Raw genomic sequence first — 16,307 nt, forward strand, 5'->3', positions numbered from 1 at the left:
GTGTCGGCGTCAGCCGGGGGCACCTCCGCCTCGTCATCGGCGGAATACTCGTCTTCGTCCACGTCCACGTCCTCGTCATCGTCGTCTGCGTCGAGGTCCGCGAACGGGTCGTCATCATCATCGTCGTCACCGAACAGGTCGTCATCGGTGGCGTTCTCGTCGAAGTCGAGCTCGAGATCGTCGGAGTCGGATACGTCGAACTCGTCCTCGTAGTCGAGGACCTCGTCGTCGCGCTCGGACACGTCGTACTCCGTCATCTGGTTCGGGGTCTTGTCTGCTTCCGGTCGGGCCGGGGCCCGGGGCCTGCGGTGGGTCGTTCGGCGAACCTCAGCCGAAGATCTTGAACATCGCCCAGCCGAAGGCGAGGTCGAGGACCGAGACGATCGCGATGACGAACACCACGAAGGTCAGCACGACCACGAAGTAGGTGGAGAGCTGCTTGCGGGTCGGCCAGACGACCTTGCGGAGCTCGGCGACCACCTCGCGGTAGAAGCGCACCAGTCCACGGCGCTGCTTGCCTTCCGCAGGCTTGCCGGCGCCGGACGGTGCCGGGGTGCGCGTCTCCGTCACGACCTACCTCTTTCGCTAGCGGCGGCCTGACCGGCCCTGCGCCGGTCAGGATTTGCAGGGCACGAGGGACTTGAACCCCCAACCTTCGGTTTTGGAGACCGATGCTCTGCCAGTTGAGCTAGTGCCCTCTGCAATCCATCCGGACGCCGCGTCGGACCTGATCTCAGGCATGCCGGATCAGGGCCACCAACGCCCGGACTAGAAGAGTGTACGGGGTCTGAGCCACCTGGTCGAACTGAGGCCCTCGCCCGCACGACCCCCCTGCCGGGCGCCGCACCGCGGTCAGAACCATACAGCCTCTACTCGGTCCCAACGGACCACACCCCCTGCGTGTTCCCGGGGATCACGGACGTCCAGCACTGATCAGAGCCGGCCGACGGCTCGGCACCACGCTCACTACCCGGCACCGGCGGCACGTGGCGGGTGGTTGGTCAGTGCTCGACGTCCGCATCACCTCGTGATACCCGGTGCGAGGCCGACGCGGGCGGTGCCAGGATGGGCCGTATGGGTTCCAGGATCTCGGCGCGGATCGGCGCCATCAGTGAATCGGCGACGCTGGCGGTCGACGCCAAGGCGAAGGCACTCAAGGCGGCCGGGCGCCCGGTCATCGGGTTCGGCGCGGGCGAGCCGGACTTCCCGACGCCGGAGTACATCGTGGAAGCCGCGGTCGCGGCCGCGCGGGATCCGAAGAACCACCGGTACAGCCCGGCCGGCGGTCTGCCGGAGCTGAAGCAGGCGATCGCCGCCAAGACCAAGCGCGATTCCGGCTACGAGATCGACGCGGCCCAGGTCCTGGTCACGAACGGCGGCAAGCACGCGGTCTACAACGCGTTCGCGACGCTGCTCGACCCGGGCGACGAGGTGCTGCTGCCGGCGCCGTACTGGACGACATACCCGGAGACCATCCGGCTGGCCGGCGGGGTGCCGGTGGAGGTGTTCGCGGACGAGTCGCAGAACTACTCCGTCACGGTCGAGCAGCTCGAGGCGGCCCGGACCCCGCGGACCAAGGCTCTGCTGTTCTGCTCGCCGTCGAACCCGACCGGCGCGGTCGACAGCCCGGAGACGATCGAGGCGATCGGCCGCTGGGCGCTCGAGCACGACCTGTGGGTGATCACCGACGAGATCTACGAGCACCTGACGTACGGCGGTGCCCGGTCGACGTCGATCCCGGTGGTCGTGCCGGAGCTGGCCGACAAGACCGTCGTACTCAACGGCGTCGCCAAGACGTACGCGATGACCGGCTGGCGGGTCGGCTGGATGATCGGCCCTGTCGACGTGATCAAGGCCGCGACCAACCTGCAGTCGCACCAGACCTCGAACGTGTGCAACGTCGCTCAGCGGGCGGCGCTCGCCGCGGTGTCCGGTGATCTGAGTGCGGTCGACGAGATGAAGAAGGCGTTCGACCGGCGACGGCGGACCATGGTCCGGATGCTCAACGAGATCCCCGGCGTCGAGTGCCCGGAGCCGACCGGGGCGTTCTACGCGTACCCGTCGGTCAAGGGCGTGCTCGGGAAGGAGATCAACGGGCGGACGGCTGGTTCTTCCGCCGAGCTGGCGGACCTGATTCTGGACGAGGTCGAGGTGGCGGTGGTGCCGGGTGAGGCGTTCGGCGCGTCGGGGTACCTGCGTCTGTCGTACGCGCTCGGCGACGACGACCTGGTCGAGGGGCTGAGCCGGATCGCCAAGCTGTTGAGCTGACCGGATTTCGTCGTGCGGGTAGGGCCTCGGTAACCTTCGGTAATGACGCAGCGGGATCTGCGGGTGCTGCCGAAAACACACCTGCATCTGCACTTCTCCGGGTCGATGCGGCATCTGACGCTGGTCGAGCTGGCGGACAAGCACGGAGTCCGGCTGCCGGACGCACTGCGGACCGATTGGCCGCCGGAGCTGTCGGCGGCGGATGAGCGCGGCTGGTTCCGGTTCCAGCGGTTGTACGACATCGCCCGATCGGTGTTGCGGACGGAGGACGATGTACGGCGTCTGGTCCGTGAGGCGGCCGAGGACGACCGCGCCGACGGATCGCGGTGGCTGGAGATCCAGGTCGACCCGTCCGGGTATGCGAACCGGTTCCACGGGATCACGGAGTTCACCGATCTGGTCCTCGACGCGGCGCGGGACGCGTCGGAGTCGACGGGCATCTCGGTCCAGGTGATCATCGCCGCCAACCGGACACGTCATCCGCTGGACGCACGGACGCTGGCGCGGCTGGCATCGCAGTATGTCGGGCGTGGGGTGGTCGGGTTCGGCCTGTCCAACGACGAGCGCCGCGGTACGACGTCCGAGTTCGCCCCCGCCTTCCGCATCGCCCACCACGCCGGCCTCCTTGCCGCACCGCACGGCGGCGAACTGTGCGGCCCTGCCACCGTCCGCACCTGCCTGGACGAGCTCGGCGCCGGCCGTATCGGCCACGGCGTACGTTCCGTAGAGGACCCCGACCTCCTCAAGCGCGTGGTCGACGCCCAGATCGCCCTGGAAGTCTGCCCCGCCTCCAACGTCTCCCTGGGCGTCTACCGCCGCCCCGAAGACGTCCCCCTCCGCCACCTCTACGAAGCCGGCGCCCGCATCGCCCTAGGCGCCGACGACCCCTTGCTCTTCGGCTCCCGCCTGGCCGAACAGTACGAGACCGCCCGCACAGTCCACGGCTTCACCGACCCCGAACTAGCAGACCTGGCCCGCTCCTCGGTCCTGGCCTCCACCGCCCCACCCGAGATCCAAAAAACCCTCCTAACCGAAATAGACCAATGGCTAGGCACCCCAGCAACGGTCCCGGCCTGACGATCTATCTGGCTCGGCACGGTCAGACCGAGTGGAACGTCGCGGGACGTCGCCAAGGTCGCCTCGACTCGCCACTCACCGACCTCGGCCTGCAACAGGCGTCCCGGAACTCCGAACTGCTGTCCACGGAGGGTGTGGATGCAGTCTTCGCGAGCCCACTCGGTCGTGCGCAGCAGACGGCTTCGATCATTGGGGCGAAGCTCGGTCTGACCGTTGAAGTGCTCGACGAACTGGCTGAGATCGACCATGGGTTGTGGTCGGGGCTCACGTCGGCGGAGATCGATGCCGGCTGGCCGGGGCAGCGTGCGGAGCGGGAGCGGGACAAGTACGGCTTCCGGTTCCCGGCGGGCGAGAGCTACGCGGATGGCGAGGTGCGCGCCGGGCAGGCGTTGGCGGAGGTCGGGCGGACCGGCGTACGGCGGCCGTTGCTGGTGTCGCACGAGATGATCGGGCGGATGCTCCTGCGGCAACTCGGCGTACCTGACGCACTCGGGACCCGGCAGCCGTCGGACGTGGTCTACCGCGTGCGGGCCGACGGCACGGTCGAGCGGTTGACCTGAGCAAATTAAGTGCTGGACGAGTTCCGGTTCAGGTCGTTGCCTGGGGGTGGGGGCGGGCCTAACTTTGCTGGCATGACGCCGACGAAGATCTTGCTGCCGGAAGACGAGATGCCAACCCGTTGGTACAACGTGCTTCACGATCTGCCGACGCCACCGCCGCCGGTGTTGCATCCGGGGACGGGGCAACCGATCGGGCCGGACGATCTGGCTCCGCTGTTCCCGATGGACCTGATCATGCAAGAGGTCTCGCAGGAGCAGTACGTCGACATCCCGGGCGAGGTGCTCGACGTCTACCGGCTGTGGCGACCCAGCCCGCTCTACCGGGCGCATCGGTTGGAGAAGGCGCTCGACACACCAGCACGCATCTATTACAAGTACGAAGGCGTCTCCCCCGCGGGATCACACAAGCCCAACACCGCAGTCCCACAGGCGTACTACAACGCGAAGTCCGGCGTCCGGAAGCTCACCACCGAGACCGGCGCAGGCCAGTGGGGTACGGCGCTCGCCTTCGCCTGCGCGCAGTACGACCTGGAGTGCGAGGTCTGGCAGGTGCGTGCGTCGTACGACCAGAAGCCGTACCGGCGGACGATGATGCAGGTCTTCGGTGCGACCGTGCACCCGAGCCCGTCGGACCTGACCGAGGCCGGTCGGAAGATCCTTGCCGAGCACCCCGACTCCACCGGATCACTCGGGATCGCGATCAGCGAGGCAGTCGAGGCCGCCGTCCAGGATCCCGAGGTGCACTACGCCCTCGGCTCGGTGCTCAACCACGTGCTGCTGCACCAGACGATCATCGGCGAGGAAGCCCTGATCCAACTCGCGATGGTTGGCGAGACCCCCGACCTCCTCGTCGGCTGCACCGGCGGCGGGTCGAACTTCGGCGGCCTGGCCTTCCCGTTCCTGCGGGAGAAATGGGCCGGGCGGATGTCGCCGGTCGTCCGTGCGGTCGAGCCGGCAGCCTGCCCGTCACTCACCCAGGGCACGTATGCGTACGACTTCGGCGACACCCTCGGCATGACTCCGCTGATGAAGATGCACACGCTCGGCCACGATTTCATCCCCGACCCGATCCACGCCGGCGGCCTGCGGTACCACGGGATGAGCCCGCTGATCAGCCACCTGTACGAGTCCGGCGAGATCGAGGCCATCGCCAAACCACAGTCCGAGTGCTTCGCCGCGGGCATCCAGTTCGCACGCACCGAAGGCATCGTCCCGGCCCCCGAGCCCACCCACGCCCTGGCCGCCGCCATCGAGGAAGCCCAACGCTGCAAGGAATCCGGCGAGGAGAAGGTCATCCTCACCGCCCTCTGCGGCCACGGCCACCTGGACCTGGCGGCGTACGACGCCTATCTCTCCAACGCGATGACCGACCGCAGCTGGGACGACGCCGAGATCCAATCAGCAGTCGCCGACGCCCTGACCCGTCTGCCTGCCCTTGGCTAGCGTCCGCCGCGTTTCCACCACGGCTTCGGGCGCCTGGCGACCGCGGTGAGCCAGTCCGGCGGGATGGCCCAACCACGCGAGCTCAGCGCCTCGAAGTAATCCGTCTTCAGGCTGTCCGGCAGCCAGTACGTCGCCCTGTGCTGCCCGGACGCCTCGAAGTACGTCGTCCGTTGACGCCTGCTCCACACCGTCGCCTGACTGGAGCTGTAGGCGAGCCGCACGTAATCCCACCGCGCCTGCTCGTCCTCCATGTCGAACCCACGCTCGAGCACGCGACCAGCCCCACGCGGCTCCTGATCGATCTCGTCGATCAGCTTCTGTACGACGGCGCGGTCGTCGGTCATCGCCTCCGGCAACCGCAGCCCGACCGGATCCAGCACGACCGCACCCAGCCGCGGCCGAGCCACGTCCAGAAACACCTCGAGCAGCGCGAACCCCTCCTCGGCCCGCCCGAAGAGGTCCAACTCGGCACGCAAGGTAGTAACGGCTTCCTCGACCACCCGACAACCCTAAGGGCCGCCCACCCCCAAATGGAGGGGCTGCCCCTATCTGCCCCGGGTTGCCCCGCGATGCCCCGTCGTGATCACGCTCAGCGAGCGTGAAGCCAGGGCATCACCGGCGCAGCTGCGCCGATTTACGGCCACGAAGCGGTCATCGATTGCGGCCAGATCCCTTTCTCAGCAGCGTTTTCGGGGCAGTTCGGGGCATCGTGGGGCAGATCGTCCACAAGGCCCGATTTCGTGGTCGCAGAGGGTGTTCAGCGTCTTACAGTTACCGCCATGTCAGAGCCCAACGAGATGTTGCGCGGCGCGCGAGAGCGCACCCCATCGCGCCGCGCGCCGGGCGAACACATGTCCCGGGCCGAGCTCGCCGACGCGATCTGCGCCTGGCTGTGGGACACGACCGAGATCAAGTACGAGCTCGACGGCCACTACATCGCCAAGCTGGAACGCGGCGCCGTCCGCTGGCCCGGCGCCGCCTACCGTTCCGGTCTGCGGCATGTCCTCGATGTTGCCACCGACAACGACCTCGGGTTCTACCCGCCGTCCGGCGTCGCCGTGGCCGAGCCGGAGCCGACGCCGCCGTCGATGCTCGGCCACGACGACGACCTGATCCACGCGAGCGACGAGTCGATCGCGCTGCTGTCGTTCGCCGAGCAGTCCAACGTCGGCGAGCTCACGGTCGAGCAACTGCAGGCGGACATCGAACGCATCGCACAGTCCTATCTCCGCACACCGACCAGACCGTTGTTCGCCAAGAGCCGGGCGATCCGCGACCGCGCCTTCGCGCTGCTCGCCGGCAACCAGTCCCCCCGCCAGTCCCGCGACCTGTACTCGGCTGCCGGTTGGGCCATCACCATGCTCGCGTGGATGTCCGTCGACCTCGGCCGCCCGGACATCGCCGAGAGCCACACCCGCACCGCCTGGGCCTGCGCCGAGGCCGCGGACCACCACGTACTGCGCGGCTGGATCCGCGCCACCCAACACACCGCCGCCTTCTGGCAGGAGGACTTCGCCCGAGCTGCGTCGTACGCCGAGGACGGACTGCGGTACTCCGCCGGCACCTCGAGACTGTTCCTGGCCAGCGCAGCGTCGGTCGACTACGCCCGCGCCGGCCAGAGCGACAAGGCCCGCGACATGCTCGACCTGGCCCAGCAGCTGTCCGTGCGCCAGGCCGACTCCGAGCCAGGCGGCCTGTTGCTCTGTACGCCGGAGCGCGCCGAGGGACTGTGGGCGGACACCTATCTCGCCTTCGGTCAACCGGAGCACACATCGAACCATGCCGATCGCAGCGTCGCACTGTTCGAGGCAGCGCCGTACGCGCTCCGGAATCCGGGGTCCGAACGCATGGCCCGCTTGCAGCAGGCCAAGGCGCGGCTGCTCCTCGGCCAGCTCGACGGTGCGATCGAGGCCGTCGAGCCGGTGCTGGACCTTCAGCTGGAGTACCGGGTCCGTCCGCTGATTCATCGCCTCGCGGAGGTCGCGGCGCTCACCTCGCCGTACGCCCGCACGCCGAAGGCGCGCCTGCTCCGCGCACGCATCGCCGAGTTCACACAGCTCCCGGCATGGAGGAAAGAGGACCAGACATGATCAAGGACGTCCGCGATCACTGGTACTGGCGCCCCAACTGGCGGCCCGGGCGATCGTTCTACACCTGGCACGTCGTCTTTCCGGAAGACTCCGTGGTGACTGAGGTGCACGCGGCGTACCAGCACCTGGTCGATTCGCTTCCCGGAATCACGCCGGTGCCTGCGCAGTGGCTGCATCTCACGGTGCAAGGAGTCGGGTTCACCGACAAGGTCCCGCGGCGGGATCTCGACCTGATCGTCGAGGCGACGCGGCGGCGGCTCGAGCACTTCCGGCCGTTCGAGATCAAGCTCGGCTCGGCTGTCGTCGATGTCGAGAGCCTGCAACTCCCGGTAGAGCCCGTCGACCGCATGCGCCGGCTCCGCGCCCAGCTGCGCGCGGCGATCACCGACGTCTGGGGCCGCGACTCGGTCCCCGCGCTGCCCGAGCTCGATCCACATATCTCCCTCGGTTACTGGAGCCAGGTCGCCCCGGCCGAGCCGCTCGAGAAGCGGGTCAAGGCGATGGGCGGCGGTGTCGCCACGACCGAGCTGACCGACGTCACGCTGATCGAGCTCAACCGCGACCACAACCAGTACGAGTGGACGACGTACGCCACCGTGCCGCTCGGCATCCAGGTGCCACGCGACGGGACCGGCGGATGACCGCGGCGTACGCCGGAGACCTCGCCGCCCATGTCATCCGAGCCCTCCTGGACTTCCGCAGCCTGTGGACAACCCACGACCTGGTCAGCACCAGCGGCGTCCCGGCCCACGATGTACGCCGGATCGTCGACCGCCTCGAGCAGGACGATCTCGTCGAGCGCCGGGCGCCCGGCGTAGTCACCGTCCCCAACTGGCTGTCCCTCCTACACCGCTGGAACGAGGACTCCCGCTTCACCCGCACCACCCAACTCACCTACTGGCGCACCAAACCCGGCGCCCACCCCCTCCTCGACCGAATCCCCACCACCGACATCCGCCACGCCCTCACCGGCACCGCGGCCGCCCAACACTGGTCCCCAGAAACCCCCACCGGCCGCCCAATCATCTACACCCCCGACGCCCAAACAGCCGCCGCTGGCTGGGAACTGATCCCGGCGACAACCAGATCCAAGTCAGTAGTCCTGGCCGAGCCCACCCAGGACGTCGTCTACACCCGCACCCGCAAAACCCCCACCGGCCTCCGCCTAGCCGCCCCCAGCCAAGTCCTGTCCGACCTACTAACCGGCGCCGCCCCCTCCCGCCGCACCGCCGACCCCCTAACCGACTGGATGCTCACCCACCCCCTCAAGTGGCGCTACTGACCGTAGGCGCGGATGGAGACGACGTGGGCTCGGGGGGCTCCGTTGGTGCGGGTGGTGGTTAGGCGGAGGTGGGTGGATTGGGTGGGGGTTGCCAGGTGGTGGCGTTGGGTTCGGTGGTGGTTGTTGGTGACGGTCGCGAGGGGTTGCCAGGGGGCGTCGGGAGTGGGACGGGACTCGAGGGTGTAGTCGGCGAGGAGGGTGGGGAGGGACTCGAAGGGGGTGCGGTGGTGGTGGAGGTTGATGAGGTCTTCTTGGACATCGGCGTCGAGGATGACTACGACCTCGGAGAGTTCGACCGGCTCGGGCCACGAGAGTTCCAGCCAGGGGTTCGGGTCCCACGCGAGGTCCTCGGAGGACCAGAGATTGGGCCCGCCGTACGGGCGGGAGTAGCCGCCGATCACCTTCGATGCGGAGTACGCCGCGGTCTCGCCGAGGCGGATGCACAAGCCGCCGCGGGGCAGGATGTGTTTCCAGGCGCGGAACTGCTCGGTCCATTGCTCGTCGGGACCCGGCTCGCGATGGACGAAGTGGACAGTCCCCGGCAGCCCGGTCGACGCTGTGTGGACGGAGATGTCCGGCGTCTGACGCAGTACGACGAAAGCGTTGGCCGGCGTGGATGGACGCCAGGACAGCGGCACCCGGATCCAGCGCTTCTCTCCTGCAGGTACGTCGATCGTGCACGAGTCGACCAACGCAGCGGGCAAGTAGTTCTGAGGCTTGACCGGATCGTGCAACTCGACGGTCAACGACCCACCGGCGGAGTCCACGAGCAACTCGAAGCCGTCCAAAGACGGATCAACCGGGATGACCATGCCGACATCGCTCGTCAACGGCAGCGTGCCCGAAGAGACCTCGACCACCGGGCGGGTCAAGGTAGACGACGCGCTAACCGCAGCGGACAGCGCAAGGTTGGCAGGATCGTCGTCAACCACGCCGAGGACCGACGAGTCAGCCCGCGTCAGCGCATGCCGCACTAGATCGAAACGCGACACCGCCAACTCCCGCGGCGACAATCCGTTGCGCAGAGCAACAGAAGCGCCCACCCCGGCCGCCTCACCGAGCAGCGCACACGTCGCCATCACCCGCGTCGTACCGAACGCTACGTGACTCGCGCTGATGTTGCGCCCGGCCATCCACAGGTTCCGCACATTCCGCGAGTACAGCGACCGCAAAGGAATGTGGTAGTTCCCGTCCGGATGCCAATGCTTCGACCCACGCTCGGCCGCATAAACCCCACCAGGCGGATGCAGATCGATCGACCACCCACCGAAGGCAACCCGATCCTCGAACGAAGTCTGCGACAGCACATCGTCCTGCGTCAGCACATGATCCCCGAGGAACCGCCGGTACTCGCGCTTCCCCGGCACCGACCCGATCCACTCGAGCGTCAGGTTGTCCGCATCGAACCGCCCGGAGTTCTTGATGTAGTCCCAGATCCCGTAGACCACGGCCTGCAGCTCGTCCCGGATGGCCTCGTTGTCGTCGACGACGTCGAGCGAGCCGCCCCACTCGATCCACCAGAACGCACACCCGTTCATATCGGTCCGGATCACCCGGCGATCCGGGATCGCCGTCTCGGTGACATCCCGCGCGAACGACGGCGGCACGAACCGCACCGGCTCCCCCACGTCCTTCGTGTAGAAGAGGATCGTGCTGCCCAGCGTGTTCGAATCCGGCACGAGCGGCGCCCACGACTCGCCGTACTCCGATCGCGGCTCACGCCCCGTGCGAAAGTCAGCCCCTGCCAGCAGCCCGACCAGCCCGTCCCCGGAACAATCGACGTACGCCGGACTGACGAACCGGATCTCCTTCTCCGACCCCATCTGCCACCCGGTCACCGACTCGATCACCCCGTCGTCAGCCGAGACCGACCGCACATCGGTGTTGAGATACAGCGTGATCAGCGGCTCCGCGCGGACCGCCTCGAGCAGCACGAGATCCCAGTAGTACGGGTTCCCCAGCGGGTTGCGGTACTGGTTCTCGACGAACAGCTCGCCCATGATGCCGGTCTCGCGCGCGAAGCTCTGCACGCCGTGCGCGGTCGCCCCGCACACCCACACCCGCACCTCACTGGACGAGTTGCCGCCGAGCACGGGCCGGTTCTGCACCAGTGCCACGGTGCTCCCCTGCCGCGCGGCGCCGATCGCCGCGCAGATCCCGGCGAGCCCGCCGCCGACGACGGTCAGATCGGTCTGGACCTCGAGCTGCTGCATTCAGAAACCTCTCACGTATCCGGATGTACGACGGGCTGCCCCGGCCCGTTCGGGTGATTGGCGGTGAGGTGATCGGGCACCCGCTGCGCGACCAGCACGAACAACAAACCGGCCGTCAGTACGTCGCTCGCGCGGCCGGCGAAGAACTCGGTCCAGTTCGCGCCGTTCGGCGTACCGGTGTCGAAGGTGACGTCCGCCAGCCGCGCGATCGGCGAGTCGACCATCCCGGTAATCGCGACCGTCAACGCACCCTCCTCGTGCGCCCGGCGCACGAACTCCAGCGTCGTCGGATCGGTCCCGGAGCGCGTGACGGTCAGCGCGACGTCTCCCGATCCGAGCAGACCGGCACCGATCTGCGACGACTGCGGCCCGTCGAAGAACCACACCGGGATCCCGATCCTCAGCAGCCGGATGTAGAGCTCGCGGGCCGGGATCGCGTCGCCCCACTCGCCGTAGATATGAGTACGCCGGGCGCCGGCGATGGCATCCGCGACCCGAGTCGCCGCGTTGAGATCGATCGCCGCCAAAGCGTTCCGCAACGCATTCGCCTGCGTCGACGCGAGCACGTTCAGCACCTGCTCGGGCGGATCGGCCGGACCGATCGCCATGCCGATGTCGCTCGCCCACCCGGCTTCCAGCCCGCGGCCGACCTCCATGGCCAGGGCCGCCCGCAGCGCGGGATACCCGCCGTACCCGAGATGCGTCGACAGACGCGTCACGGTTGCGGCCGATGTCTGGGCGACCTCGGCCAGCTTGGTGATCGACCCGCGCGCGACCTCGTCCGGGTTCGCCAGGATGTGCTCGGCGACCCGCTGCATCGCACCGTTCAGCTCGGGCAGGGCCCGCTTGACCTGCTGCAACGGGCTCGGGCTCTCGGCTCTTTCCATGTCTGCCATCCCGTTATCGTCACGTATAGACGAACTGGGCACTCGCCACACCGTCGGTGTCGCTCACCACCCGCACCCAGTGCGCACTGAACCCCGGCGGGAACACGTGCGTCCGGATCTGCCCCGGCTCGACCGTCAGCTTCTCCACCGCACCGAACCGGCCGTGCCCGTGGAAATCAATCTCCACCGTGATCTGCAAAGCCTCGGCGCCAAAGTTCTCCAGGTGCAGACACTTCCCGTCGAAGCCCGTCATCAGATACGGATCCGAAGGCACCCCGGCCTCGACCGTCGTCTCCCACCACGGCCCGCCCCACCCGGCCGGCTTCCCGAAGCTCCACAGATCGTCCGTCTTCCCGAACCACAATCCCGACTGCGGCTCGGCCGTCGTCGGGTTCAGCCCATGACTGGGCGACGCATTGTCCGCCCCCGCCACCAACATCCCGCGCCACGAACAGAAGTCGCCCAGCACCCAGAGATGGGTCGAGATCGGCCGCACGCCCCAGATCCGCCCGCCGTACGCCCACGGCGACAGCTCGTAGAACATCCCGTGGTGGTCCATCAGCAGCCGCTCGTGCTCGACCTCCCGGATCCGCGGCCACTCGGTCTGCCACTTGTGGTCGAAACAGTGCGACGCCTTCGGCAGCCGGTACCGCGTCCACTTCTGATCCGCGTCGGTGAACACCTCGAGGATCGCCGACGCCCGGTCCCACCCCGTCGCGAAGATGGTCCCGCCGAATTCGTGCCGCCCGCCGATCGCGGTGAACGGATCCTCCCGCAGTACCTTCCACGTCTGACCGTCGTACTCCGCAAGCCGTCCGCGCGACCGCATCCCGGCCCACTCGGGCTCGGCGTACTCGTTCGAACACACCACGAGCCGACCGAACGACGTGTAGCAGTCCTTGTAATGCACCTTCATCTCGCCGTCGGTGCCGAGCTCGTCGTTGAGGTCGAAGAGCTGCGTGCACTCGTACGTCGTGAGGTCGAGCTCGAGCAGCTCGCCCTCCATCGCGAGCACGTACACGTGGGTGTCCGGCTTGGTCAGGTGCCGCGACGTACCGCAGACGCGCAGCGGCTGGAGCTCGGGAATGGTGACGATCTTGTGGTCGGCAGAGATCACGTGCGGGCCGAGCACGAGCTTGGACGTCGGGAAGTGCACGAAGCGGTTGGTGTACGTGCCGTCCACACCGAGCGTCTCGGCGACGATCTCCATCGAGAAGTCGGCGTCGATCCGGCGGAGGCTCACGCCCGCGCCGGACGGCGCCTTGTGCGAGTTGTAGTTCTGGACGTAGAGCTTCCCGTTCCACGGCATCAGCGAACCGACGCCGAGCTCGCTGCGCGGCGGACCGAAGTCGCCGACCTGGGCGAGTTGCGGGAAGACACCTGAGACGTTGTTCATTTGATCCCTGTGTGAGTCATGGCGGCGATGAACCGGCGTTGCAGGACGACGAACACGATCAGCACCGGCACGATCGAGATCACCGAGGCGGCCATCGTCAGGCCGGGCGCGATCTGGCCCTGTTCGTCGACGAAGTTGGTCAGGCTGAGCGGCAGTGTGTAGCGGTCGGGGTTGCTGATCAGCACCAGCGGCGTCTCGTAGTCGTTCCACGACCAGACGAACGCGAGGATGCCGAGCGCACTCATCACCGGCGTTGCCAACGGCAAGTAGATCCGGGTGAACACCCGCCACTCGTTCGCGCCGTCCATCCGCGCGGCTTCGGCGAACTCGGCCGGCTGACTGATGAAGAACTGCCGCATCAGGAACGTGCCGAGCACCGTGAACATGCCGGGCAGGATCAGCGCCCACAACGTGTCGTACAGGCCGAGCTTCTGGAAGTAGATGAACCGCGGCACGAGCAGCAGCTGCGCCGGGATGATCGCGGTCGCGAGATAGAGCAGGAACAACTTGTCGCGGCCCTTGAACGACATCCGCGCGAAGGCGTAACCGGCCATCGTCGCGGTGGTCAGCTCGCCCGCGACCCGCAGGACTGCGACAAAGACTGAACGACCGAACGCCGGGAGTACCGAGGTCGCGCCGGTCAGCACCGTGCTGAAGTTGTCCCACTGGAACGGGTTCGGGATCCACTGCATCGGGATCTTGTACGCGTCCACGTCCGGCTTCAGCGCGGTCGAGATCATCCACGCGAACGGCGCGAGGAACGCCAGCGCCAGGATCCAGAGCGGGATCCCCCACAACCACTTGGACTTACTCATTGAGAGCCCTTCCTCGCTGCGCTCGCCAGGTCAACAGCGTCAGGACGAGTACGCCGACGAACGTCACCAGGCCGATCGCCGACGCGTAGCCGAACCGGTAGAACTGGAATCCTGTTTGGTACATGTAGTACGAGATCGTCGTGGTCGAGTCGCCCGGACCGCCCGCGGTGATCAGCGCGATCAGGCCGAAGCCCTGCGACGCTCCGATGATCAGCGTGACCAGCAGGAAGATCGTTGTCGGCAGCAACGATGGCCAGGTGATCACCCGGAACTTCGCCCAGACCGAGGCGCCGTCGATGTCGGCGGCTTCGTACAGCTGCCGCGGAGCGTCCTGCAACGCGGACAGGTAGATCAGCGAGCAGTACCCGACGCCGCCCCAGATCGCCATCACGATCAGCGCCGGCAGCGCCCAGTGCGACGAGGCGAACCAGCCCGGTTGGATGCCGAAGGCATCGAGGACCTGGTTGACCAGGCCGGCCCTCGGGTTCATCAGCATGAGCCAAGTCATGCCGATGGCGACCACGTTGACGATGTACGGGAGGAAGAAGATCGCTCGCAGTACGGCGCGGCCCGGTAGCGGGCGGTTGAGCGCGATGCCGAGGGCGAGTCCGCCGACGACGGTGAGCGGTACGGACACCACGACGTACACCAGCGTGAGCCCGATCGCGTGCCAGAAACCGGGGTCGCGGGCGATCGCGACGAAGTTGTCGATGCCGTTGAAGGTGATGCCGCCGAGACCGGACACCAGGTTCCAGTCGGTGAAGGCGAGCACGACGACGCTGATCAACGGGATCAGGGTGAACGCGATCACGCCGAGCAGGTTCGGCGCGATGAACAGGAACCCGATCCAGCCGCGGGGTTTGATCCCGGGTGCCTTCTCGGTCCGGACCGCCGGGGCGGCCGCGACGGTTGCGGTGGCCATCAGGGCCTCCTCTCGTTACGGGCGATCGCGGCGTCGGCGAGCCGCCGTACCTCACGGATCGCGGCGCCCGGGTCCTTCTCACCCAGCCAGCACAGGTCGCGCTGCTGCTTCACGGCGAGGGTGATCTCGGGGAACCCGGTCAGCCGGGTGTCGGTCGCGAGCTTGGGATCCGCCTCGAGTACGACCCGGCGGAACGAGTCCATGTCGAAGTACTTGTCCGGCTCCTTGCCGAGCATGCCGGTGATCACCTGGTCGTCGGTGACGCCGCCGAGCGCGGGCAGCTTGCCGCCCTTGAGCATCGGCGTGGCGCCCTCGGTCAACCAGAACTTCACGAACGCCCAGGCCGCCTCGAACTTCGGCGACTCCGGGTTGATCATGATGAAGTTGCTGTACGAGCCGCCGTTCCAGTCCTTGCCGTCGACGGTCGGCGACGGGGCGAACGCGACCTTGAAGTCGTGCGGGTACTTCTTCGCGTCGTACAGGTAGCGCAGGTTGAACGGCGCGGTCGACCAGAGGTGGAACTCCTCGGTCAGGAACGAGTTCTGCTGGTACGCGTCGAGGTGGCGGGCGAGGACCTCGGTCCACGGGAACGCCGTACCGGCGGCGATCATCTCGCGGCCGACCCGGAAGCCCTGCTCGAAGTGGGGGTCGCCGAAGTTGCTGCGGTTGCCGTCGTACCAGTAGTTGGGGCCGAGGGCGATCCGGGCGATGTCCGGGACCGTGTATGCGCCGACGGTCTTGTTCGTGGTCAGTTGCTTCGCCGTACTGCGGAACTCGTCGATCGTCCACGCGTGCGGGAGGTCGACGCCGGCCTGCTGCCGGAGCTTCTCGTTGAAGAGCACGAAGAACGGCTCGCGGGCCGTCGCGAGTGCCTTGACCTTGCCGTTGTCGATGTACGACCGCGGCTGCTCGGTGTCGAGGAACACCTTCAGGTCCGGATCGTTGCTCACCCGATCGGTCAGGTCCGCCGCCAGTCCGGACCCGGCCCTCAGCGCCATCGCGCCCTGCGAGTAGGTGAAGTACACGTCGATGTCGACGCCACCTTGCAGCGCGGTATCGAGCTTCAGGTTGCCGCGATCGTCGTTCACGAACCGCGTGTAGTTCACGTCGTACTGCGGAAACTTCTCCCGGAACGCCTTCACCACGTCGCCGGGCCCCGACGCCGCCGGCACCCCACCCCACACCTGCAAGGCCCCCGACCGCCCGCCACCACCCGCCGCACACCCCGGCACCACAGCAGCCGCCAGCCCCGCACCCATCCCGGCAAGAACCTCCCGCCGAGAAAATCTTTTGCGCCTCACCCTCCACCTCCCACCAAATTGTGCAAAAGATTAGCGACCCCGCCGCCCGCTGT

15 protein-coding genes and 1 tRNA gene are annotated in these 16,307 nt (G+C 67.6%); 7 read left to right on the top strand and 9 right to left on the bottom strand.

What is annotated here, in order from left to right:
* Positions 1 to 327: 327 nt before the first annotated feature.
* Positions 328 to 570 carry a preprotein translocase subunit SecE gene (gene secE, locus OHA10_RS06065; RefSeq protein ID WP_134107100.1) on the bottom strand — a complete coding sequence of 81 codons (243 nt, stop codon included), beginning with the start codon at positions 568 to 570 and terminating at the stop codon, positions 328 to 330.
* Between the two features lie 55 nt (positions 571 to 625).
* Positions 626 to 698: transfer RNA gene (locus OHA10_RS06070), tRNA-Trp, on the bottom strand.
* Positions 699 to 1,074: 376 nt separating this feature from the next.
* Between OHA10_RS06070 and OHA10_RS06075 the strand changes: the two genes are divergently transcribed.
* From OHA10_RS06075 to OHA10_RS06090, 4 genes are all read left to right on the top strand, one after another.
* Positions 1,075 to 2,268, top strand: a complete 1,194-nt coding sequence (locus OHA10_RS06075; RefSeq protein ID WP_371405179.1) for a pyridoxal phosphate-dependent aminotransferase — start codon at positions 1,075 to 1,077, stop codon at positions 2,266 to 2,268.
* Positions 2,269 to 2,310: 42 nt separating this feature from the next.
* Positions 2,311 to 3,345 (top strand): adenosine deaminase, encoded by a 1,035-nt coding sequence (locus OHA10_RS06080; protein ID WP_371405180.1) that lies wholly within the window; start codon positions 2,311 to 2,313, stop codon positions 3,343 to 3,345.
* Complete coding sequence (locus OHA10_RS06085) at positions 3,312 to 3,905, top strand: histidine phosphatase family protein (protein ID WP_371405181.1); 594 nt, start codon at positions 3,312 to 3,314, stop codon at positions 3,903 to 3,905. The genes OHA10_RS06080 and OHA10_RS06085 overlap by 34 nt, the downstream gene beginning before the upstream one ends.
* Positions 3,906 to 3,977: 72 nt before the next feature.
* Positions 3,978 to 5,348 carry a TrpB-like pyridoxal phosphate-dependent enzyme gene (locus OHA10_RS06090; RefSeq protein ID WP_371405182.1) on the top strand — a complete coding sequence of 457 codons (1,371 nt, stop codon included), beginning with the start codon at positions 3,978 to 3,980 and terminating at the stop codon, positions 5,346 to 5,348.
* Here the strand turns inward: OHA10_RS06090 and OHA10_RS06095 are convergent.
* Positions 5,345 to 5,848, bottom strand: coding sequence for a hypothetical protein (locus OHA10_RS06095; RefSeq protein WP_371405183.1), 504 nt, complete (start codon positions 5,846 to 5,848; stop codon positions 5,345 to 5,347). The genes OHA10_RS06090 and OHA10_RS06095 overlap by 4 nt on opposite strands.
* Positions 5,849 to 6,127: 279 nt before the next feature.
* On the opposite strand from OHA10_RS06095, the gene OHA10_RS06100 reads away from it, so the two are divergent.
* Genes OHA10_RS06100 through OHA10_RS06110 form a run of 3 tightly spaced genes read left to right on the top strand, consistent with a single transcriptional unit; the run spans position 6,128 to position 8,720 of the window.
* On the top strand, positions 6,128 to 7,438 hold the full coding sequence (locus tag OHA10_RS06100) for a hypothetical protein (RefSeq protein WP_371405184.1): 1,311 nt from the start codon (positions 6,128 to 6,130) through the stop codon (positions 7,436 to 7,438).
* Positions 7,435 to 8,079 (top strand): 2'-5' RNA ligase family protein, encoded by a 645-nt coding sequence (locus tag OHA10_RS06105; protein WP_371405185.1) that lies wholly within the window; start codon positions 7,435 to 7,437, stop codon positions 8,077 to 8,079. The genes OHA10_RS06100 and OHA10_RS06105 overlap by 4 nt, the downstream gene beginning before the upstream one ends.
* A complete protein-coding gene (locus OHA10_RS06110) occupies positions 8,076 to 8,720 on the top strand; it encodes a hypothetical protein (protein WP_371405186.1) in 645 nt (214 codons plus the stop codon). The genes OHA10_RS06105 and OHA10_RS06110 overlap by 4 nt, the downstream gene beginning before the upstream one ends.
* Here the strand turns inward: OHA10_RS06110 and OHA10_RS06115 are convergent.
* From OHA10_RS06115 to OHA10_RS06140, 6 genes are read right to left on the bottom strand one after another with little or no spacing between them, the layout of a single operon-like run.
* Positions 8,714 to 10,933 carry an FAD-dependent oxidoreductase gene (locus tag OHA10_RS06115; RefSeq protein ID WP_371405187.1) on the bottom strand — a complete coding sequence of 740 codons (2,220 nt, stop codon included), beginning with the start codon at positions 10,931 to 10,933 and terminating at the stop codon, positions 8,714 to 8,716. The two genes, OHA10_RS06110 and OHA10_RS06115, sit on opposite strands and share 7 nt — an antisense overlap.
* Positions 10,934 to 10,944: 11 nt before the next feature.
* Positions 10,945 to 11,829 carry a MurR/RpiR family transcriptional regulator gene (locus OHA10_RS06120; protein WP_371405188.1) on the bottom strand — a complete coding sequence of 295 codons (885 nt, stop codon included), beginning with the start codon at positions 11,827 to 11,829 and terminating at the stop codon, positions 10,945 to 10,947.
* Positions 11,830 to 11,839: 10 nt separating this feature from the next.
* Entirely contained in the window at positions 11,840 to 13,216 is a 1,377-nt protein-coding gene (locus tag OHA10_RS06125) for a hypothetical protein (RefSeq protein ID WP_371405189.1), read from the bottom strand.
* The gene (locus tag OHA10_RS06130; protein WP_371405190.1) at positions 13,213 to 14,031 is read right to left on the bottom strand and encodes a carbohydrate ABC transporter permease; all 819 of its coding nucleotides are present in this window, start codon (positions 14,029 to 14,031) and stop codon (positions 13,213 to 13,215) included. The genes OHA10_RS06125 and OHA10_RS06130 overlap by 4 nt, the downstream gene beginning before the upstream one ends.
* Positions 14,024 to 14,953 (bottom strand): carbohydrate ABC transporter permease, encoded by a 930-nt coding sequence (locus tag OHA10_RS06135; protein WP_371405191.1) that lies wholly within the window; start codon positions 14,951 to 14,953, stop codon positions 14,024 to 14,026. The genes OHA10_RS06130 and OHA10_RS06135 overlap by 8 nt, the downstream gene beginning before the upstream one ends.
* Complete coding sequence (locus tag OHA10_RS06140) at positions 14,953 to 16,212, bottom strand: extracellular solute-binding protein (RefSeq protein ID WP_371405192.1); 1,260 nt, start codon at positions 16,210 to 16,212, stop codon at positions 14,953 to 14,955. The genes OHA10_RS06135 and OHA10_RS06140 overlap by 1 nt, the downstream gene beginning before the upstream one ends.
* Between the last annotated feature and the right edge of the window lie 95 nt (positions 16,213 to 16,307).

Source organism: Kribbella sp. NBC_00662, assembly GCF_041430295.1.
Taxonomy (GTDB): domain Bacteria; phylum Actinomycetota; class Actinomycetes; order Propionibacteriales; family Kribbellaceae; genus Kribbella.